This window comes from Devosia sp. Root413D1, assembly GCF_001425235.1.
In the GTDB taxonomy this organism is placed as follows: domain Bacteria; phylum Pseudomonadota; class Alphaproteobacteria; order Rhizobiales; family Devosiaceae; genus Devosia_A.
Genome location: NZ_LMEA01000013.1, coordinates 1 through 20,466, shown reverse-complemented (window position 1 = coordinate 20,466; position 20,466 = coordinate 1). Strand labels below are relative to the sequence as shown.

At 66.0% G+C, this 20,466-nt stretch carries 13 protein-coding genes; 10 read left to right on the top strand and 3 right to left on the bottom strand.

Going from position 1 to position 20,466, the window contains the following annotated elements:
- The first annotated feature begins 4 nt into the window (after nucleotides 1-4).
- The 4 genes from ptsP to ASC89_RS25230 all read left to right on the top strand — a co-directional run bounded on the left by ptsP (nucleotide 5) and on the right by ASC89_RS25230 (nucleotide 5,189).
- Nucleotides 5-2,269 (top strand): phosphoenolpyruvate--protein phosphotransferase, encoded by a 2,265-nt coding sequence (ptsP, locus tag ASC89_RS25245; RefSeq protein WP_055886283.1) that lies wholly within the window; start codon nucleotides 5-7, stop codon nucleotides 2,267-2,269.
- A gap of 6 nt (nucleotides 2,270-2,275) precedes the next feature.
- Nucleotides 2,276-3,352, top strand: a complete 1,077-nt coding sequence (gene prfA / locus ASC89_RS25240) for a peptide chain release factor 1 (protein ID WP_055886280.1) — start codon at nucleotides 2,276-2,278, stop codon at nucleotides 3,350-3,352.
- An 8-nt stretch (nucleotides 3,353-3,360) separates the two neighbouring features.
- Nucleotides 3,361-4,212, top strand: coding sequence for a peptide chain release factor N(5)-glutamine methyltransferase (gene prmC / locus ASC89_RS25235; RefSeq protein WP_055886277.1), 852 nt, complete (start codon nucleotides 3,361-3,363; stop codon nucleotides 4,210-4,212).
- A 314-nt stretch (nucleotides 4,213-4,526) separates the two neighbouring features.
- Complete coding sequence (locus ASC89_RS25230; protein WP_082528487.1) at nucleotides 4,527-5,189, top strand: DUF4167 domain-containing protein; 663 nt, start codon at nucleotides 4,527-4,529, stop codon at nucleotides 5,187-5,189.
- A 53-nt stretch (nucleotides 5,190-5,242) separates the two neighbouring features.
- Here ASC89_RS25230 and ASC89_RS25225 read toward each other — a convergent pair whose 3' ends face one another.
- Entirely contained in the window at nucleotides 5,243-5,989 is a 747-nt protein-coding gene (locus ASC89_RS25225; RefSeq protein ID WP_055886270.1) for a DUF6058 family natural product biosynthesis protein, read from the bottom strand.
- Between the two features lie 251 nt (nucleotides 5,990-6,240).
- On the opposite strand from ASC89_RS25225, the gene clpB reads away from it, so the two are divergent.
- Nucleotides 6,241-8,862 (top strand): ATP-dependent chaperone ClpB, encoded by a 2,622-nt coding sequence (clpB, locus tag ASC89_RS25220; RefSeq protein WP_055886267.1) that lies wholly within the window; start codon nucleotides 6,241-6,243, stop codon nucleotides 8,860-8,862.
- Nucleotides 8,863-9,140: 278 nt separating this feature from the next.
- Here clpB and ASC89_RS25215 read toward each other — a convergent pair whose 3' ends face one another.
- Nucleotides 9,141-10,670 carry a carboxylesterase gene (locus tag ASC89_RS25215; protein ID WP_056003250.1) on the bottom strand — a complete coding sequence of 510 codons (1,530 nt, stop codon included), beginning with the start codon at nucleotides 10,668-10,670 and terminating at the stop codon, nucleotides 9,141-9,143.
- A gap of 179 nt (nucleotides 10,671-10,849) precedes the next feature.
- On the opposite strand from ASC89_RS25215, the gene ASC89_RS25210 reads away from it, so the two are divergent.
- The 5 genes from ASC89_RS25210 (at nucleotide 10,850) to ASC89_RS25190 (ending at nucleotide 17,519) form a co-directional block, all read left to right on the top strand.
- Nucleotides 10,850-12,286 carry a phospholipase D-like domain-containing protein gene (locus ASC89_RS25210; RefSeq protein ID WP_055886258.1) on the top strand — a complete coding sequence of 479 codons (1,437 nt, stop codon included), beginning with the start codon at nucleotides 10,850-10,852 and terminating at the stop codon, nucleotides 12,284-12,286.
- 166 nt (nucleotides 12,287-12,452) lie between these two features.
- On the top strand, nucleotides 12,453-14,090 hold the full coding sequence (locus tag ASC89_RS25205; protein WP_082533628.1) for an alpha/beta-hydrolase family protein: 1,638 nt from the start codon (nucleotides 12,453-12,455) through the stop codon (nucleotides 14,088-14,090).
- Entirely contained in the window at nucleotides 14,087-15,562 is a 1,476-nt protein-coding gene (locus tag ASC89_RS25200; RefSeq protein ID WP_055886254.1) for a carboxylesterase, read from the top strand. The genes ASC89_RS25205 and ASC89_RS25200 overlap by 4 nt, the downstream gene beginning before the upstream one ends.
- 71 nt (nucleotides 15,563-15,633) lie before the next feature.
- Nucleotides 15,634-15,981 carry a VOC family protein gene (locus tag ASC89_RS25195; RefSeq protein ID WP_320410490.1) on the top strand — a complete coding sequence of 116 codons (348 nt, stop codon included), beginning with the start codon at nucleotides 15,634-15,636 and terminating at the stop codon, nucleotides 15,979-15,981.
- A gap of 29 nt (nucleotides 15,982-16,010) precedes the next feature.
- A complete protein-coding gene (locus ASC89_RS25190; protein ID WP_056003244.1) occupies nucleotides 16,011-17,519 on the top strand; it encodes a DHA2 family efflux MFS transporter permease subunit in 1,509 nt (502 codons plus the stop codon).
- Between the two features lie 118 nt (nucleotides 17,520-17,637).
- On the opposite strand, the gene ASC89_RS25185 is transcribed toward ASC89_RS25190, so the two are convergent.
- Nucleotides 17,638-19,602: a M23 family metallopeptidase gene (locus ASC89_RS25185; protein ID WP_056003240.1), complete on the bottom strand. Its 1,965-nt coding sequence runs from the start codon at nucleotides 19,600-19,602 to the stop codon at nucleotides 17,638-17,640.
- Nucleotides 19,603-20,466 lie beyond the last annotated feature (864 nt).

Genomic DNA, 20,466 nt, shown 5'->3' with positions numbered 1-20,466 from the left:
AACTATGGCCATAGCGATCAGCGGGCCGCGCGTGCTCCTGAAGCAGTTGCGCGAAACCATGGCGGAGCCGCTGGCTTCGCAGGCTCGGCTCGACAAGATCGTCAGTCTCATCGCCGACAACATGCACGCGGACGTCTGTTCGTTCTACGTGCTGCGTGACGACGGCGCGCTGGAGCTGTTCGCCACCCGCGGCCTCGCCGCCACCGCCGTGCACATGACGACGCTGCGGCTGGGCGAGGGCCTCGTCGGCCTGATCGCGGCGCAGGCCGAGCCGCTCAGCCTCGACAACGCTCCGGCGCACCCGGCCTTCGCCTACCGCCCGGAAACCGGCGAAGATCCGTTCCAGGCCTTTCTCGGCGTGCCGGTGCTGCGCGCCGGCCAGACGCTGGGCGTACTGGTGGTGCAGAACCGCGATTCGCATGCCTATGGCGAAGACGAGATCGAGGCGATGCTGACCACGGCGACCTTGCTCGCCGAGATGATGTCGACCGCCGATTTCGACGCGCTGATCAAGCCGGGCCAGGATATCGACCTCAGGCGGCCGCGGCAGTTCGCCGGCAACGGCTTCACCGACGGGGTGGCGCTAGGCAAGGTCGTGCTGCACGACCCGCGTGTCGTCGTCACCAATTTCGTCGCCGAGGATACCGAGGTCGAGCTGAAGCGCCTGTCGGCTGCGCTCGACCGGATGCGGGTCTCGATCGACCAGATGCTCAGCCATGGCGACATGCAGTCGTTCTCGGATCACCGCGAGATCCTCGAGAGCTACCGGATGTTCGCCAACGATCGCGGCTGGGTCGACCGGCTGACCGAGGCGATCAATAACGGCCTCACCGCCGAGGCGGCGGTGGAGCGGGTGCAGAACGATACCCGCGCCCGGATGATGCGGTCGACCGACCCTTACATCAAGGATCGGCTGCACGACCTCGACGATCTTGCCAACCGGCTGCTGCGCGTGCTCACCGGCGACGGCGCCACCGGCAAGAAGGACCTGCCCGAGAACGCCATCCTCGTCGCCCGCAACATGGGGCCGGCGGATCTGCTCGAGTATGACCGGACCCGGCTCAGGGCGGTGGTGCTGGAGGAGGGCGCCGCCATCTCGCATGTGGCGATCGTCGCCAAGTCGCTGGGCCTCGTGGCGGTCGGACAGGCTGAGAACATCGTCTCGATGTCGGAGACGGGTGACGACATCATCGTCGATGGGCAGCAGGGCACGGTGTACCTGCGGCCGACCCCGGACATGATCCAGGTCTATGTCGACAAGGTGCGGCTGGGGGCCAAGCGCCGGGCGCATTACCTCGAACTCAAGGACAAGCCGGCCATCACCAGGGATGGCCACGAGATCACGCTGCTGCACAACTCGGGCATCGTCGCCGACCTGCCGATGCTGCAGGATACCGGTGCCTCGGGGGTCGGGCTGTTCCGCACCGAACTCCAGTTCATGATCGCCTCGCGGCTCCCCCGGTTGAGGGAGCAGGTCGAACTCTATGCCGAGGCGATCCGGCTCACCGAGGGCAAGCCCATCGTCTTCCGCCTGCTCGATATTGGCGGCGACAAGGTGATCCCGTACCTGCGCTACGAGGCCGAGGAGAACCCGGCCATGGGGTTCCGCTCGCTGCGCCTGGCGCTCGACCGGCAAGGGCTGCTGCGCATCCAGATCCGCGCCCTGCTGCAGGCCGCCAATGGCGGGCCGATGAAGATCCTCGTGCCCATGGTCACCGATGCCTGGGAGTTCCGGCAGACCCGGCTGGTGGTCAACAAGGAACTCGAGCGCATGAAGCATGCCGGCCAGACGGTGCCGAGCAAGCTGGAGCTCGGCGCGATGATCGAGGTGCCGTCGTTGCTCTGGGAGCTCGACCAGGTGCTGCCCGAGGCGGATTTCGTCTCGATCGGTTCCAACGACCTGGTGATGTTCCTCACCGCCGCCGACCGCGGCAACAAGCGCGTCGCCAAGTCGTACGATCCGATCGCGCTGCCGCGGCTCAGGGCGCTCAAGCACATCGTCGACATGGCGCGGCGCTACAACGTGCCGCTGACCATGTGCGGCGAACTTGCCGGCCGCACCGTCGAAGCGCTGGCGCTGCTCTCGATCGGCATGACCAAGCTCTCGATGAGCCCGCCTTCCATCGGTCCGATCAAGGAGATGATCCTTGGCACCGAACTCACGCCCATTCGCAATTCCATCTCTGCCGCCCTGCTCGAAGGCGCGCATGGCCCCAGTATCCGCGAGCTGCTGCTCGACTGGGCCGGCCGGCAGGGGCTGGTGATCTAGGTTTTCATGGCTACGCTTCCGCAGGACAAGCTCGACGCGCTGACCAAGCGCTTTGATTCGATCGAGGCGGCTTTGTCGTCGGGACCGTCAGCCGAGCAGTTCGTCAAACTGAGCAAGGAATATGCCGAGCTCGAGCCGGTGGTGCGGCCGATCCAGGCCTACCAGAAGCTGCTCGCCGATCTCGAATCGGCGGAGGAGCTGGCCGGGTCGGGTGACAAGGAAATGGCCGAGATGGCGGCCGCCGAGATCGGCGAGCTGAAGCCCAGGATCGAGCAGGCGGTGGCCGAGATCCGCATCCTCTTGCTGCCCAAGGATGCCGCCGACGAGAGAAGTGTCATCCTCGAAGTGCGCGGCGGTACCGGCGGCGATGAAGCGGCGCTGTTCGCCGGCGACCTGTTGCGGATGTACCAGCGCTACGCGGACCTCCAGGGCTGGAAGTTCAGCCTCCTGGAAGAAAGCCCGGGCGAAGTCGGCGGCTACAAGGAAGTGGTCGCCAACATCACCGGCAAGGGCGTCTACGCCAAGCTGAAATACGAGAGCGGCGTGCACCGGGTGCAGCGCGTGCCGGCGACGGAAACGCAGGGGCGCATCCACACGTCCGCTGCGACTGTCGCGGTGCTGCCGGAAGTCGAAGAGATCGACATCGACATCAAAGCCGAGGATATCCGCATCGACACCATGCGCTCGTCCGGCGCCGGCGGCCAGCACGTCAACACCACCGACTCGGCGGTGCGCATCACCCACCTGCCGTCGGGCATCGTGGTCACCGCCAGCCAGAAGAGCCAACATCAAAACCGCGCCACCGCCATGAAGGTGTTGCAGGCGCGGCTCTATGAAGAGCAGCGCAACGCCCGTGACACGGCGCGGTCGGAAGCGCGCAAGGAGCAGGTCGGTTCGGGCGATCGGTCGGAACGCATCCGGACCTATAATTTCCCGCAGGGACGGGTCACCGATCACCGGATCAACCTGACGCTCTACAAACTCGACAAGGTGATTGCCGGCGATGCGCTCGAGGAGCTGATCTCGGCGCTGATCACCGAAAACCAGGCGGCGCAGCTCGCCGCCATGGAGGGGATTTCCTGACACTCAGCGTGGGCGCAGCATGGCGGGGGATACGCGACCTGTTCCGGAAAGCCGGCATCGACACGGCGGAACTGGATGCGCGGCTGTTCGCCGAAGCAGCCTTCGAGATGGACCGGCTGGAACTGGTCAATCGCGAGCGCGAGGAGGTCCCGGCAAAGCAGCTGAAGACGCTCGAGGCATTCGCCGCCCGCCGCCTCAAGGGCGAGCCGGTGGTCCGCATTCTCGGCGAGAAGGAGTTCTGGGGGCTGAGCTTCAAGCTCAACGCGGCGACCCTGGTGCCGCGGCCGGAGACGGAGCTCCTGGTCGAGCGCGGGCTCGAGGTGATCGGGGCGCTCGACAGGCCGCGCATCCTTGATCTGGGCACCGGCACCGGCTGCATCCCGATTTCGCTGCTGACCGAGTATTCCGATGTCACCGCGGTGGCCGTCGATCTCTCGGCCGAGGCGCTGGAGATGGCGCGCTTCAATGCCAACCGGCATGGCGTGGGCAGCCGCTTCACCGCGCTCAAAGGCTCGTGGTTCGATCCGCTCGAGCCGGGCGAACGCTTCGACCTCATCACTTCGAACCCGCCCTATATCGAGAGCGGGGTCATTGCCGGGTTGATGCCCGAGGTACGCGAGCACGATCCGCGGCTGGCGCTCGATGGCGGGCCGGATGGGCTCGCGGCCTATCGGGCGATCGCCGCCGAGGCCGGATTGTTCCTTGCGGCCGAGGGTGTGCTGCTGCTCGAGATCGGCTCCGGCCAGGGCCACACGGTCAGCGATATCTTCGTTGGCGCCGGCTTTGCCGAGGTCGAAGTGGCGCCTGATCTGGCGGGGCTCGATCGCATGCTGGTGGCCCGTCTCAACGCTGCCTCTTGAGTATCCGTTAGGGCCGCCCATATTTTGTGCTTGGAAAGGCAGGGCGAACCAGATAGGTTCCGGGTGCTGTCAACGGTGCGGTCGAGATCGCGCCAAGGTGACGGCCACCCGCTCATCGGCGAAGCTGCATTTGGCAGTGTTCGATTCTCGGACGAGGAACCGAGACGCCTTGATGAGCAAAAAGTGGTTCAACACGCGATAGCTCAGGTACTGCTGGAACGAGACCGCCCGCGCTGGATATTGCGCCTGCGGCCCCCGGTGCCGATGTCCCCATGTTGCCTTCAGTATTCTTTTCCAAGGCTTGAAAAGAGACGATGAGACCTAACAACCAACAGAACAACAAGAACCGCTCCCGTGGTCGGAACAACAATGGTGGCCGTAAACACGGCAACCCGTTGAGCCGTAACTACGAGAGCAACGGCCCGGACGTGAAGGTGCGCGGCAACGCCTCGCACATCGCCGAGAAATACCTGCAGCTCGCCCGCGACGCTCAGTCCTCCGGCGACAGCGTCATGGCTGAAAACTATCTGCAGCACGCAGAGCACTATTTCCGCATCCTGTCGGCCGCGCAGCCACAGAACCAGCAGCGCGACCAGTTCGGTCAGCAGGCGGACGAGGACGATTACGACGACGATTTCGCGCCGATCAACGATCGGTTCGCGTCGCCCGAGCCGCGCCAGTTCAACCAGCAGCCGCAGCAGCAGCACGACCAGCAGCAACCGCAGCAGCAGCCGATCCCCGGCAGCGAGCCGGTGGTGATGGCCGCGGTCGAGACCGCTGTCGCCGCCGCGCCGCAGGCCGCCGCCGAAGGCGAGGCGCCGCCGGCCGACGGCGAGCCGCGCCGCCGCGATCGCCGGCCACGTCGCCGGTCGCGCGGGCAGGGCGGTGAAGGCGGGGCCGATCCCGCCGGCGCCCCGCAGCCTGACGTCGGCGAGCTGCCGGCCTTCCTCACGGCCGGAAATACACCGGCCGAATAGGCCGAAAACGCCTTGGAAAGACATAAGGCCGGGAGCGATCCCGGCCTTTTTCGTCAGGCACAGAGCCGCAACGTCGCCGGCTCTGCCGTGGCGTCGCCGGTCGGACGGCCAAGGCCGTAGCGCTTGAGGATGCGGTCGATCCACAAGCCGGGCGTGCCAGTCGGGCGCTGGTGCGGCGCAAACGGCAGTATCACGGCTTCGAGCCGCTCCAGCGCCTCAAGCAATGCCAGCCGGTCGGATGGGCTAAGCGTTTCGCGGGTTGCGCCATTGGTCAGGGCGATGATGCGGCCGCGCTGCAGCATCTTGGCGATCGCATCGGCAGCGCTCCAGTGCCGGAGGCACACGCCGTAGCCGCCATTGATCCAGTCGGCCCATTCGGCCGCGGCCAGCGCTGCTGCAGCGTCCGGGGACAGCACACCACCGACATAGACATCGGGGTAAGCCAGCTGCCCATCGGACAGGGCGCTGAGCTGGGTGACGAACTCTACAACGAAATCGGCGGCAAAGCGCTGGGCGATCTCGGCTGGCGCCAAGCTCATGCCGAGGGCCCGGCGGATCCACCAGACGGCGGCGGGGGCATACCAGTCGGTCGGGAGGCCCTGGGGCTCGCCGCCATGGGTCCCGCCGATCGGGCTCGAGAAGGCGCCGTTGGGCCAGATCCGGTAGCTCGGCTCTGGTGCGGCGCCGGCGGCGACAAGGCCTGCAACGGTGGCCATGTCGGCACCGGCGCGGTCAGCGAGTTCCGCCAGCTCGACGAAATGCCGTTCGACATAGCTCTGCAGGGTTGCGACGGCTGACATGGGCGTGGCCTCCTCGAAGCTTTCGAGCAGTCTAGCAGCGACATTTGCTGCAGCAACGTGGGTTGGCTCTTTTCTCAATCGAAAGGCTCCCCATATCAGCGTCGAGACCAGGGAGCGCCGCTGAGCGGGCCTCGGGTCTTGATCTGGTTTGATCGATCCTCCAACGGTTTCGTTTGAGCCAAATCAACGCTTCAGGCGTTGGATACGTGCCTCATTCAGGGCGATCCGACGTGCCAGACGAGGAGAGTTGAATGAATATCGAGAAACACACCGAGCGCGCGCGCGGCTTCATCCAGAATGCGCAGCAGCTGGCGCTTGGCCAAGGTCACCAGCAATTCGCGCCGCTCCACCTGCTGAAGGTGCTGCTTGACGACGACGAGGGGATGGCCGCGGGGCTGATTAGCAAGGCCGGCGGCGACGCCCGGATCGCGCGGGCCGAAACCGAGGCTGCCCTCAAGAAAATCCCGAAGGTGTCCGGCGATGCCGGCCAGCTCTATCTGAGCCGTGAGCTGGCGCGCGTCTTCGAGACCGCCGAGAGTGCGGCGCAGAAGGCTGGCGATTCCTTCGTCACGGTCGAACGGCTGCTGCTCGCCTTGACGGTCGAGAAGGATACCGATGCTGGCAAGATCCTCGCTTCGGCCGGCGTCACGCCGCAGGGGCTGAACGAGGCGATCAACGAGATACGCAAGGGGCGCACCGCCGATTCCGCTTCGGCCGAGAACAGCTATGATGCGCTGAAGAAATATGCCCGCGACCTCACCGAGGCGGCCCGCGAGGGCAAGATCGATCCGGTGATCGGCCGCGACGAGGAGATACGCCGCACTGTGCAGGTGCTGTCCCGCCGCACCAAGAACAACCCGGTGCTGATCGGCGAGCCCGGCGTCGGCAAGACCGCCATCGTCGAAGGCCTCGCCATCCGCATCGTCAATGGCGACGTGCCGGAATCGCTGAAGAACAAGGCGCTGCTGTCGCTCGACATGGGCGCGTTGATCGCTGGCGCGAAATATCGCGGCGAGTTCGAGGAGCGGCTGAAGGCCGTGCTCAACGAGATCTCGTCGGCCGACGGGCAGATCATCCTGTTCATCGACGAGATGCATACGCTGGTCGGCGCCGGCAAGACCGATGGGGCGATGGATGCATCGAACCTGTTGAAGCCGGCGCTCGCCCGCGGTGAACTCCACTGTGTCGGCGCGACGACGCTCGACGAGTATCGCAAGCATGTCGAGAAGGACGCGGCTTTGGCCCGTCGTTTCCAGCCGGTATTCGTCGATGAGCCGACGGTCGAGGATACGATCTCGATCCTCCGCGGCCTCAAGGAAAAGTACGAGCTGCATCACGGCATCCGGATCTCGGATTCGGCCATCGTTGCCGCCTCGACCCTGTCGAAGCGCTACATTGCCGATCGGTTCCTGCCGGACAAGGCGATAGACCTGATCGACGAGGCAGCGGCGCGGCTGCGTATGGCGGCCGAGTCGAAGCCCGAAGAGCTCGACGAACTTGATCGCCGCATCATGCAGCTGAAGATCGAGCGCGAGGCGCTGAAGAAGGAGACCGACGAGGGCTCGAAGACCCGGCTTGGGCGCCTCGAGCAGGAGCTCGCCGACCTCGAGGAGCAAGCCAATGCGTTGACGGCGCGCTGGCAGGCCGAGAAGGAGCGCATGCAGGGCTCGCAGAAGCTCAAGGAAGAGCTCGACAAGGCGCGCACCGATCTCGAGCTGGCGCAGCGCACCGGCAACCTCGCGAAAGCGGGCGAGCTGGCCTATGGCGTCATTCCCGATCTCGAAAAGCGCATCAAGTCGGCCGACGATCCGAATGGCGACGGCAAGCCCGATAACCCGATGGTCGAGGAAGTGGTGATGCCCAGCCACATCGCCGGCGTCGTCAGCCGCTGGACCGGCATCCCGGTGGACCGCATGCTCGAAGGCGAGCGCGAAAAGCTGCTCGGCATGGAGAAGGAACTCGGCAAGCGGGTCATCGGCCAGGCCGAGGCCGTCGAAGCCGTGGCGAAGGCCGTGCGGCGCGCCCGGGCGGGCCTGCAGGATCCGAACCGGCCGATCGGCTCGTTCATGTTCCTCGGGCCAACCGGCGTCGGCAAGACCGAGCTCACCAAGAGCCTCGCGCAGTTCCTGTTCGACGACGAACATGCGCTGGTGCGGCTCGACATGAGCGAGTTCATGGAAAAGCACTCGGTTGCCCGGCTGATCGGCGCCCCTCCGGGCTATGTCGGTTACGATGAAGGCGGAGTGCTGACCGAGGCGGTGCGCCGCCGGCCCTACCAGGTGGTGTTGTTCGACGAGATCGAGAAGGCGCATCCTGATGTCTTCAACATCCTGCTCCAGGTGCTCGACGACGGGCGGCTGACGGACGGGCAGGGGCGGACGGTCGACTTCCGCAACACGCTGATCATCATGACCTCCAACCTGGGGTCGGAGTATCTGGTCAACCTCAAGGACGGCGAATCGGTCGAACTGGTGCGCGGCAAGGTGCTCGATGTGGTGAAGGCCTCGTTCCGGCCGGAGTTCCTCAACCGGATCGATGACATCATCGTCTTCCACCGGCTGCAGCGCGACCATATGGGGGCGATCGTCGACATCCAGCTCGGGCGCCTGCGTGGGCTGCTCAAGGAGCGCGACATCTCGCTCGAGCTCACCGAGGCGGCCCGCGAGTGGCTGGCCAATGAAGGCTATGACCCCGCCTATGGCGCCCGCCCGCTGAAGCGGGTGATCCAGCGCGAAGTGCAGGACCGGTTGGCCGAGGAAATCCTCGCGGGCCGGGTCAGCGACGGGCAGAGCGTGGTGATCGATGCCGGCGAGCGCGGACTGCGGCTCGGCAGCGGCGCCGCCGAAGCGCCGGGAATCGACGCCGCGGCGTAACGCATGAGGGCCGGTCCAGTGACCGGCCCTTTCTCATTGGGTGGTGGGCTTTTGGCACTTCCACCGCACCGGCACGGTAGTTGGGCTCGGTCCTGAACCTGCTGACCCACTGCAATCACCCCGCCTACGGTGTCATCCCAGCGAAAGCTGGGACCCAACTCCCCTGTCGCGCGGGTGGCGAAATGGGTCCCAGCTTTCGCTGGGATGACAGCCGGTGGCTGGGGCAAGAGTCGGGGCACCCACGATCGCCGGCGCAGCCCAATCGTGCAACGCTCTTTCTACTGAACAGTCTCGGGAATCGTGGGCGTCACCCCGTTCATCATGTCGACCATCACCTGGTAGACGAGATCCGGATCGCCGGTGGGCTGGTGCGGGTCGATCAGGTCGTGGCCGAGCTCCAGCGCCAGCGGCAGCCGCACGACGTTCACCTTGGCGCCGTGGTCCTGCCAGTGGAGCACCAACTCCTCGATCTTGGCCTTGCTCACCGCGTCATCGGCCTCGTTGATCAGCATGCCCAGCCCCGGCGACAGCGGGGCTTTCGCGGCGGCGGTGTCCATCAGTGCGATGCTGAGGCGGAGCGCCTGCGCCAGGCCGTGGGTGGCGTAGCGCGGATAGGCGTAGGTCATGCCCGGTGGGTTGTCGCGGGTCGCCGGGTCCCACCACACCATGGCGTTGGGGGCGTTGAGCAACAGGGCGGTTGCTGCGTGGTTGGCCCAGCCGGGCACCAGGTTGGGGCTGAGGAACGGCGCGATGGCGATCGACTGGTCGGCATCGGCGCGATGCTGTCCGATCCAGCCGGCAATGATGCCGCCGGCCGATAGTCCAGTGACGACTACCTCGTCGCCGAGGCCCCGGGCGATGTCGGTCGCTTGGTTGCCGACAGCGACCAGCTCTTCAGCCGTCAGATTGGCGAGCACCAGGCTCATCTGGTCGGCATCGCCATGCTGCGGGATGCGCGGCAGGTAGACATTGTAGCCGAGCGCGAAGAGCTTGGTGCCGAGCTGCTCGGCCTGCGCCGGGCAGTTGGTCAGGCCGTGGAAGAACACTACGACACGCTCGACCTTGCGGCCGTGCGTCAGGAGGTTCGAAAGGCAGCGCGGATTGAGCGGCAGCTGTTTTTCCTCGGCCCGCACCGCTTCGACTTTCGCCACCGCTTCGTCGTAGCTGGTGGCCGGGGTGCTCGCCGCGGCGTTGGCCCTGAGGCTCTCGGTATCGAGTGGCAGCAGTGTCAGCACCGCGAAGGCGCCGACCAGTGCAACCACCAGGAACAACGCGAGGCCTGCCGCCAGCTTGGGCACGCTGCGCCAGAAGCCACGCCGGTCGCGCTGCGGAATCGTCTCCGGATGCCGGCGGTGCAATGCCAGCACCAGCACGATGCCGACGAAGGCGAGCGCCAGCGTCGAGGCAAAGCCGGTGGTCAGCTGGGTGATGATGGTGCGCAGCAGCAGGTTGTTGCCGCGACTGGCATAGGTCTCGGGATCGAGGCTGCCGCGGCGCAGCAGATCGGCCAATGTCAGCACAACGGGATAGGAAAAGAACGCCACCAGCACGCCGGCGATGGCGCCGCGCAACAGGGTGTAGCGGCGCGGCCGGATCAGCAGCAGCCACCAGAACACTGCGCCGGTCAGCCCGACGCCGACGAACAGGGTCAGCCAGCTGACGCTGCCTTGCGGGCTGGCCACGAGCTCGTTGATGGCGACGCCGGAAAGCGGCACCGACAGCAGCGCGACGATGGCGAAGGCGAGGCCGGCGATGACGTCCCAGCCGCCATGGCGCGGCGGAGGCGTACGGCGATGTTGCTCGCTCATTGCTTGCTGCGACCCCTCATTGGCTGGCCGAACTACAAAAGCACAGTATCAGCGGGGCCGTCTAAACTTGCCTAATGCCGATTGACGACGATTTTAGTCGACTGCGGCAGCTCACCTGTCGACTTTCTGAGCTTGATCATTCCATTGTCTCCGTGAGGTGGTGAGCAAGGGGCAGGCGCATGGAGGGATCGACGGTTGCGTTGCTGCTGCTGGCGCTGGAAATCGGCCTGCAGCTGTTCTTCGTCGGCCGCGCCTTGCTCAGGCCCTATCGCGAACCGGTGTCGCGTCTCGCCTGGGTGATGATCATCGTCATCGCGCCATTGGTCGGGATGATCGCTTATGTGCTGGTGGGCGAAACCAATATCGGACGCACCCGCACCGCACGGCTTCGTAAGGCCTTCGAGACCCTGCCACCACCGTTCGGCACGCCCGGTGTCGAGGCGCAACTGCCGGAGGGGACACTGCCGCTGTTTCGCGCCGGCACTTCGGTCAGTGGCTATCCGCCGGTTGCCGGCAACAGGGCGCAACTGCTCGAGAGTTCGGACGCGGCGATCGAGGCGATGGTCGCCGATATCGACACCGCCACCGACCACGTGCACCTGTTGTTCTATATCTGGCTGCCCGACACCAATGGGCTCAAGATCGTCGCAGCGCTGCAGCGGGCGGTGCTGCGCGGCGTCGCCTGCCGGGCGATGGCCGACGATGTCGGCTCGCGCACGATGATCCGCTCCGAGCACTGGCGCGCCATGCAGGCGGCCGGCGTACAGCTTGCCCGCGCCATGCCGATCGGCAACCCGCTGATCGGCGCGATCTGGGGGCGGCTCGATATGCGCAACCACAGGAAGATAGTCGTCGTCGACAATGCCGTCACCTATTGCGGCAGCCAGAACTGCGCCGATGCCGCCTTCGCCCCCAAGGCGAAGTTCGCGCCATGGGTCGATGTGATGGTGCGGCTCGAAGGACCGATTGCCCGGCAGAACCAGCATTTGTTCGCGTCGGACTGGATGGGGCATGGCGAGGACGACCTGACCCAGTTGCTGCAGCGCCCGCTGCCGCCTGCCGAGCCCGGCTTCGTTGCCCAGGTGATCGGCACCGGCGCCACCGTCCGCCCCTCGGCGATGCCGGAAATCTTCGTTTCGGTGATGAATGCGGCGCGGCGCGAGCTGGTGATCACCACGCCTTACTATGTGCCCGACGAAACCATCCAGGCGGCGCTCTGCGCCAGCGCCTATCGCGGCGTCGAGACCACCTTCATCGTGCCCGAGCGCAACGATTCCTGGGTCGTGGCAGCCGCCAGCCACAGCTATTACGCCGAGCTGCTCGAGGCCGGCGTGATCATCCGCGAATACCGAGGCGGGCTGTTACATTCCAAGACCATCACGGTCGATGGCGAGCTGGCGCTGATTGGCTCGGCCAACATGGACCGGCGCAGTTTCGAGTTGAACTTCGAGAACAACATGCTGATCGCCGACACAGCGCTCACCGCGGCGCTGCGGCAACGCCAGCAGAGCTATATCGAGGCGTCCGTGCTGGTGCATGCCGCGGAAGTGGAAGCATGGGGCGGCACGCGGCGGATCTGGAACAATACCGTGGCGATGCTTGGGCCGGTGCTCTGAGCAGTCACCGGCAATCGTACTAAATTGCGGGCCCAATGTTGATCGGTTGGCGGTAGCGCAGCGGCAAGTTCAGCGAGAGCCATGACCCGGGCGACCGGGCGGCGGCAGGAGGCGTGATGTGCAGGTACCGGCGTCCTTGAAGCGGCTGCTCGATGGCTTCTCCGAGATGGGGCTGGTGGTCGGCTCGATCCTGTTCTCGCTGGCGCTGACGCCGTCGCTGCTGCCGCGTGAAGCGCTGATCCAGGGATTGCTGTCGGGCTGTGCCTTCGGCATCGGCTACGGTATCGGCGTCGCGCTCGAGTGGTTGTGGAGCTACATGGGCCTCAAACTCCCGGTGTCGAAATACACCCACTGGCTGAAGATCGCCGTGACCGCCGGCTGCCTCGTGCTGATGGCCGCCTGCCTCTACCAGACCACCGGCTGGCAGAACTCGGTGCGCCAGATCATGGGCATGCAGCCGGTCGAAGCGGGCCTGCCGATCTCAGTCCTGTTGATCGCGCTGCTGCCGGCGGCCATCCTCATCTACACCGGCAAGCTCCTTGCATACGGGGTCGGCTTCTTCTCGCGCTGGCTGGTGCGCTACGTGCCGCAGCGCGTTGCGCTGGTGGGGAGCCTGGTTGTCGTCGGCATCCTCGCGACCACGCTGTTCAACGGCGTATTGCTGCGCGGGGCGCTGCGCGCCGCCGATGCGTTCTTCCTCCAGCTCGACGGTGTTGCGGGCCAGTTCGGCACGCCGCCGACCGATTCGCTGAGATCGGGCAGTGCCCAATCGCTGATCGAGTGGAGCACGATCGGGCGCGACGGGCGCATCTATGCCGATTCCGGGCCGAGCAAGACCGAGATCGAAGCGGTGATCGGTCGCCCGGCGCTCGAGCCATTGCGGGTTTCGGTTGGGCTCCGTTCAGCCGAAACCACTGAGGCGCGGGCGCAGCTGGCGCTGGACGAGATGCTGCGGATCGGCGCCTTCGATCGCTCGGTGCTGCTGATCGTGACGCCGGTTGGCACCGGCTGGGTCGATCCGGCCGGCATGGATACGCTCGAATACCTGATAGCGGGCGACATCGCTTCGGTGTCGCTGCAATACTCGTACCTTCTCAGCCCGCTGTCGCTGGTGGTCGAGCCGGAATACGGCACCGAGGCAGCGCAGGCGCTTTTCAACGTGGTCTATGGCTACTGGACCAAGCTGCCGCACGACAAGCGACCGAAACTCTATCTCAACGGCCTCAGCCTCGGCGCCCACGCCTCGCAGGCCTCGGCGCAGTTCTTCGATGTGCTGCAGGATCCGTTCCAGGGGGCGCTGTGGGTTGGCCCGCCCTTTACCAGCGGCATCTGGCGCTGGGCCACCAGCAACCGGCAGGCGGGCACGCCCGAGTGGCTGCCGAAATTCGGCAACCAGACCACCATCCGCTTCACCAACCAGGGTGGCGGTCTCGATGTTCCCGGGGTGCCGTGGGGGCCGATGCGCATCGCCTTCCTGCAGCATGCCAGCGATCCGATCGTGTTCTTCAGCTACACGTCGCTGCATCGCGAGCCGGACTGGCTGAAGGGCGAACGCGGGCCGGACGTTTCGCCGATCCTCAACTGGTATCCGGTCGTCACATTCCTGCAGCTCGGCATGGACATGGCGCTGGCGCTCGAGCCGCCGCCGGGGCATGGCCACGACTATGCGCCAGCCGATTACATCGATGCCTGGCGGGCGCTGATCGAGCCGCCGGGCTGGGACGATCAAGCGATCGCCAGCCTCAAGGCGGCGATGGTCGAGCGCTTCGCCCGTATCGCCGACCAATCGGCAGTGAGCAAATGAGCCGAGCCGGCAACTGGTGGTGGACGCCGGTTGCCGGCGCGATCTTCGGGATTGGCGCGATCGCGGCCGCGCCGGTGACCGGGCTTGCTGTCGCTGGTCCCGCCGGCGTGGTGCAGGCCGATACCAGCTGGGTGGCGCCGTTCCTCGGTAGCTTCGTCGTGGCGGCAATCGTCTGGTGGCTGCTCATCGGCTGGCCGCGCCGGTTGTCGCTGGTGCGGGCGGCGTTCGCCGGGGCGCTGGTCGGGCTCTGTTCCTATCCGGTAGTGCTGGCGATCGCGGAGTTCGGGCAGGGGGAGCCAGTCGATGTCGCGACTCTCGGCGTGCGCAGCTTCGGCATCCTCGAGCTCGCAGCGCTGACCATCCTCACCACCGGCTTCGTTGCGATGGTGATCATGGCCGGAGTCGGGGTGATCGCAGCGCTGCTGTTGGGCCAGGTCTATCCGCCAGCGCCGGCGTGGCAGCCGGTGCCGTGGCTGCTGAAAGCGGGAGCCATCACACTGACGGCGATCGTGCTGCTGCTCGGCGGCGCTTTCGCCTGGCTCACGCAACTGCCGCTCGATGCCGGGGCGCTCGGCGGGAACCGCCCGATGAACAATCCGGCTGCGGACTACGAGGCCGCGGCGACAGCGTTCGCGGCAATCGCGGCGGAGGAGGCGAAACTGCCGCTCCATCCGGAGTGCGGCTCACGCCTGTTCACCCATGGCACCCGCGTGCCCAGGGTCGTGGTCTACCTGCACGGCCTCACCAATTGTCCGCTGCAGGCGGACGACCTGGCGCGGCAGCTGTTCGAGGCGGGCTACAATGTCTACGTGCCGCGCTGGCCCGGCCATGGCGAGGCCGACCAGATGACGCTGGCGCTCACCGGGCTCAGCGCCGAGCAGATGGTCGAGAGGACCGATGCGGCGATCGACCTGGCCCGCGGGCTGGGGGACGAGGTCACTGTGGTCGGCATGTCGGCCGGCGGTGCGATGACCGCCTGGGCGGCGCAGTACCGGGCCGACGTCGCGCACACCGTCGCCGTCTCGCCGTTCCTCGGGCCGCATTTCGTGCCGCCCTGGGCCAACCGCGCCGCGGCCAACCTGCTGCTCCGGATGCCCAATATGATGCTCTTATGGAATCCGCTCGAGCCGGAGGGGGCGCCGGGGATGGAGCACTCCTATCCGCGCATCCCGACCCACGCGCTGGCGCAGTTCATGCGGCTCGGCGAGGTGCTGGAGTCTGCCGCGCAGCAGGCGCCACCGCAGGCCGCGGGGCTCGGCATGCTGCTGAACGACGCCGATTTCGCCGTCAACAATGCGCTGGCGCGCCAGCTGGTGGCGGCGTGGCGCGCCAAGGGCAGGGCGGTGGATCTCGAGGTGCTGCCGCGCTCCGACCTGCTGCCGCACGACCTGGTCGATCCACGCATGCCGGGCGCCCGGACGGAGCTGGTCTATCCGGTGCTGCTCGAGATGGTCGCGCGGCGGCCGCAGTAAGTTCTGCTCCAGAATAATTGCCTATGGGTCCGGGATGCGATAGGAACAAAAAGGGAACAACTGGAGTTACGATGATGAAGCAGCGCTACCAGATCGACTACCTCGAATTTCCCTCCAGCAGCACGCAGCAGAGCCACCGCTTTTTCGCCGACGCCTTCGGCTGGAGCTTCACCAGCTACGGTCCATCCTACGAGGCGATCAATGATGCGGGCATCGATGCCGGCATCGATGCGGGCGAGGGGCGGACCGAGAAGCCTTTGGCGGTGATCCGTACCGAGGACCTGGAACTGGCTGCGCGCGAAGTGCTGGAGGCCGGCGGGGTGATCACCAAACCGGCGTTCGATTTTCCCGGTGGACGGCGCTTTCACTTCCGCGAACCCGGCGGCAACGAACTCGCGGTGTGGATCGAGAAGGCGTAGGCTCGGCATCTGGATAAGGGGAGCCGGGGATGAACGACGTCAAATCGAGTGCCGCGCCGGCCAGCTTCTGCCCGGCCGAGAACCGCATCTATGTGCTGGTGGCGGCGATCCTTGCGTCCTCGATGGGCTTTATCGACGGCTCGGTGCTGTCCATCGCCACTCCGGCGATCCGGGCCGATCTCGGCGCCAGCCTCGCCGACGCGCAGTGGATCTCCAACGCCTACATGCTGTTCCTCGCCTCGCTGCTGCTGATTGGCGGCGCGGCGGGGGATCGGTTCGGGCTGCGGAATGTCTTCGCGCTCGGCATCGTGCTGTTCGTCCTGGCGTCGCTGGTCTGCGCCGTGGCGCCCAACCCCACTTTCCTGATCATTGCCCGCGCCGTGCAGGGGCTGGGCGCGGCGTTGATGGTGCCGGGCAGTCTCGCCATCATCGCCAAGGCCTATCCGCGCGAGGAGCGTGGCAAAGCCATCGGGCTGTGGTCGGCATTCTCCTCGCTCACCACGATTCTGGGCCCGGTGATCGGCGGGTTCGTGCTCACCACCATGGGTGATTGGAGCTGGCGGCTGGTATTCGCCATCAACCTGCCGCTCGGCGGCATCGCGCTGGCGCTGCTGTTCCTCAAGGTGCCGGCCGACCAGCCTGAGGCGGGCCGACGACTCGACCTGGTCGGCGGGGCGTTGATCACCGTGGCGCTGCTGCTCATCGCGCTGGGGCTCACCGGCACCGGCGGCAATGCGCCGGTCATGAGCCATGTGCTGGTCTATTGTGGCATCGGTCTCGTGGCGCTCATCGCTTTCCTCTGGTGGGAGGCGCGCAGCAAGGCGCCGATGCTGCCGCTCTACCACTTCAAGAATGTCGCCTTTTCCGGCGCGCAGGGGCTGACCTTCGCGCTCTATTTCGCGCTCTCGGCGGTGACTTTCTTCCTGCCGATGACGCTGATCGGCGGCTGGGGTGTCACCGCTGCGGAAGTGTCGATCGCCTTCCTGCCGTTCGGCATCGCGCTCACCGTGCTGTCGCCTTATGCCGGCCGGCTCTCCGACAAGGTCGGACCTGGGCCGATGATCACGCTGGGCGCCGTCATCGTCGCCATCGCCTTTGCACTGCTCGGTCTGCTGGCGCCGCTGCAGAATGTCTGGCTTGGCGTCTTGCCGCTCACCATCCTGATGGGGCTGGGGATGAGCGCGGTGGTGTCGCCGCTCTCGACGGCGGTGATGACCTCGGTCGAAGATCGCGACACCGGGCTCGCCTCGGGCGTCAACAACGCGGTGGCGCGCGTCGCGGGCCTCCTCGCCGTGGCCCTGATGGGCGGTGTCGCGGCCTTCGTGTTCGAGCGCTCACTCGGCGGCTTTGCCGAGCTGTCGCTGTTTTTCGGCATGCAGCCCGATGCGCCGCTCGCCGCCGATGCGGAAACGGCGCGGCAGGGCGCCAACAACGCCGCCTTCGCCGCCATCGCCTACAGCAATGCGGGCCTCGCGCTGCTCTCGGCAGTGATCGCCTGGTTCACCCAGGAGAACAAGCTGCGGAAGAAAGCCCCGTAGGCGCCGCGACTGCCGGGCCTTCCCGGCGCGACGGCGGGGCGTCGTTTCGGCTGCCTGAGCCTGCTCAGAAGCGGACATTCCCGCGGGGCGCGGGAATGACGTCCCTGGGAAGGCGCCGCTAGTTCAGCGCCGCAACCGTCATCGGGGCGGCGTCGCGCTTCATCAGGTCGCGAATCTGCGAGATGGTCTGCTCGAAATTGCCCTCGTACTGCGCCGAGAGCGACTTGTCGCGTGGCAGCTTTACGCTGAGGGGGTCGACGAAGCGGCCGTTGACCTTGATCTCGAAGTGCAGATGCGGGCCGGTCGAGTTACCGGTCGAGCCGACGTAGCCGATGATCTGGCCCTGGCGGACGCGCACCCCCGGCTTCATTCCGTCAGCGATGCGGCTCATGTGGCCGTAGCCGGTCTCGAAACCGTTCACATGCTTGATCTCGACCTTCTTGCCATAGCCGGAGACCCATCCTGCCTTCTCGACCATACCGTCGCCCGAGGCGTAGATCGGCGTGCCGGTCTTGGACGCAAGGTCGACGCCGGTATGCATGCGGCGGGATTTGAAGATCGGATGCACGCGATTGCCGAAGCGGCTGGCGAGGCGACCGCCGCCCTGCAGCGGCCGGCGGGTGAGGAAGCGCTTGCCGGTCTCGCCATCCGGATCGTAGAAATCCACCGTGCCGTCGTCGGTGCGGAAGCGGAACAGCTCGCGCGTCGTGGTGCCGAGCTTCAGCGCCACATAGAGCAGGTCCTGGTGGCCGGTGGCATCCTTCTCGGTCTCGAGAATTTCGATCGAGTCGCCGGCGCTGATGCGCTTGGTCAGGTCGATATCGTAGGCGAACATGGCGACGATACGCGAGGTGATGGCGTCGTCGATGTCGTGCTTGCGCGCCGTCTCCCAGATCGAGCGGTAGACCGAAGGCAGGTTGTTGACGTTGATTTCCTCGGTGTCTTCTTCCGGGAACTCGATCTTGGGCGGCTCGAGGCCGAGCACATAGCTGCCGCGGTCGGTCAGTGCGGCGGTCGCCGCATGCTTGATCTCACCGGTCTTGGGGTCGGGGAAGTAGATGCTGAGCCGGTGCGGGATCAGGGTCTGCGAATTGCGGGCCGGCCCCATCAGGATGCGCAGACGCGCCCCACTCGGCACGTTCGCCGACGACAGCACATTCTTCAGCGTTGCCGAGATCATGTCGTAGGTCTGGTTGTCGAAGCCGTTCTTGAGCAGCGGCTCTTTCAGCGCACCAGTCTCGCGAATGGTGACGACGCGCTCGGAGCGACCGAGCCCGGCGTCTTCGGCCAGCTTGGTCTTGGGTAGGATCGACACATTTTCGGCGACACCCGAGAGCCCGCCATCGGTCACGACGCCCAGGTCGCGCACGCCGGTATCGGGCTGCGCGTAGGCGAGTGCGACTTCGCCCTCGCCGCCGCCTTCGGCAAACAGGTTCTCCACTGTCGCGCGCACGAAGTCGGAAGCGCTCTTGTCGGAGATGGCCGGGGCCGGAACGAAGCTGGCGGGCAGGGCGGCCGTCTTGATCTGCACTTCGCCTTCGACTTCGGCGCCGTAGATCTCAGGGTTGGCCACATCGTCGCCATCGGCGACCACCGGCTGGCTGGCATCGATCATCGCCACCGGATCGTAATCGGGAATATCGTTGGAGAGCGCGGTCGCGGCTGTGGCCAGTGTGGCGCGGACGCGCACGAACGGCTTCTTGCTGATCAGCGAGCGGCCATCGACGGTCTCACGGATCGACGCCTCGACGATCTCGAGCTCGGACCGGGTCTTGGCCACCGGGCGCACGCGATCGCCCTTCACCTGCGAGTCGACCGTTGCCTCGTCGGTCTTGGTGATCAGCTGCAGCGCCTCGTAGGCGGTGGAGAACGTGTCCTGGCCTTCGAACGACACATAGAGGGCCGCACCCATCAGCAGCACCGAGGTGAGCCCGGTCATCACCGTGCCGGTCAGCCAGGCGAAACTCAGTTCGCGCCCGTGCGGAATCTCGCCGTCGGTGGATTGCACCGTAAGGGCCGGACCGTCCTCGAAGCCGCTCGCCTTGAGAAGCGCGGCGGTGCGATTGCGTTGTGCTGGGTTCAACCCTGTTCGCCTGCTGCCTGGCGCCGAAGCACCTTACCCCTGGCCAGAAGCAGTGCCGCGCGCCTGGGCGCGAGTCAACTCACTGGTCACTGGCCGTCGCCTTGGTGCGAGGACAATGCGGCAAAACTAGGCCTCGGCCGGCCCGGGGGAGCGGCGGGGAGGGATGTGCACCGGACAAATCGCCGGGGCGAGTCATCGGCGCCGACGATCCGGAACGGAAAATCGCCCGCCGATTCCTGCCCAGGGGGAGATTTCCACAGGGCCAGGACAGCCTTTGGGGCCCTCTTGAACTCATGGATTGCGAACACCAGATGACAGTCCTCGCGCGCGCGTGCTATACAACCGCGCAGACGGATTGGACGGCTTGTCGGACGGGTGTCCGCGGAAAATGTCAGATTCGTCATCTTGGGCTGTTGACACCTCGAAGGGGTCGCCCATATAACCCGCCCATCGCTGAAGACCGCGGCGGCGGAAACGACGCCAAAGACTGAAGCAAGCCTCTGAAATAGCTAAGAAATTGGCGGTTTCAGGTTTCTAAGTTCGGACCTTCCGAAAGTTGGAAATTGGGGTGTTGACAGACGAAAACGTCTCGAATACAACCCGCCTCGCTGACGACGCCGAGCACTAGCTGCTCCCACTGATCAGCGATTACTGAAAGGGCAGAGCTGCTGCCGGGCAACCGGAAGTAGGTTTTTGTTCTCTAAGGAATTCGGAAGCTGTGCTTCCACTGACGCCGCCGGCGAGAGCCGCAAACGGGGTCCGCTCTTTGACATTGTGAAGATTGGAAGAAAGAGAAACGTGGACGGCGAGGTTCTTGCGGTCTGGTCGAAAGACTGGGCAACACGACACAATCGACGGTACGTT

Excerpts from the sequence above, each read along its gene's own strand:
- ASC89_RS25190 (WP_056003244.1), top strand. The coding sequence starts at position 16,011 with ATGAACGACGTCAAATCGAGTGCCGCGCCGGCCAGCTTCTGCCCGGCC.
- ASC89_RS25195 (WP_320410490.1), top strand. The coding sequence starts at position 15,634 with ATGATGAAGCAGCGCTACCAGATCGACTACCTCGAATTTCCCTCCAGC.
- ASC89_RS25225 (WP_055886270.1), bottom strand. The coding sequence starts at position 5,989 with ATGTCAGCCGTCGCAACCCTGCAGAGCTATGTCGAACGGCATTTCGTC.
- ASC89_RS25200 (WP_055886254.1), top strand. The coding sequence starts at position 14,087 with ATGAGCCGAGCCGGCAACTGGTGGTGGACGCCGGTTGCCGGCGCGATC.
- ASC89_RS25210 (WP_055886258.1), top strand. The coding sequence starts at position 10,850 with ATGGAGGGATCGACGGTTGCGTTGCTGCTGCTGGCGCTGGAAATCGGC.
- ASC89_RS25205 (WP_082533628.1), top strand. The coding sequence starts at position 12,453 with ATGGGGCTGGTGGTCGGCTCGATCCTGTTCTCGCTGGCGCTGACGCCG.
- ptsP (WP_055886283.1), top strand. The coding sequence starts at position 5 with ATGGCCATAGCGATCAGCGGGCCGCGCGTGCTCCTGAAGCAGTTGCGC.
- clpB (WP_055886267.1), top strand. The coding sequence starts at position 6,241 with ATGAATATCGAGAAACACACCGAGCGCGCGCGCGGCTTCATCCAGAAT.
- ASC89_RS25215 (WP_056003250.1), bottom strand. The coding sequence starts at position 10,670 with ATGAGCGAGCAACATCGCCGTACGCCTCCGCCGCGCCATGGCGGCTGG.
- prfA (WP_055886280.1), top strand. The coding sequence starts at position 2,276 with ATGGCTACGCTTCCGCAGGACAAGCTCGACGCGCTGACCAAGCGCTTT.
- ASC89_RS25230 (WP_082528487.1), top strand. The coding sequence starts at position 4,527 with ATGAGACCTAACAACCAACAGAACAACAAGAACCGCTCCCGTGGTCGG.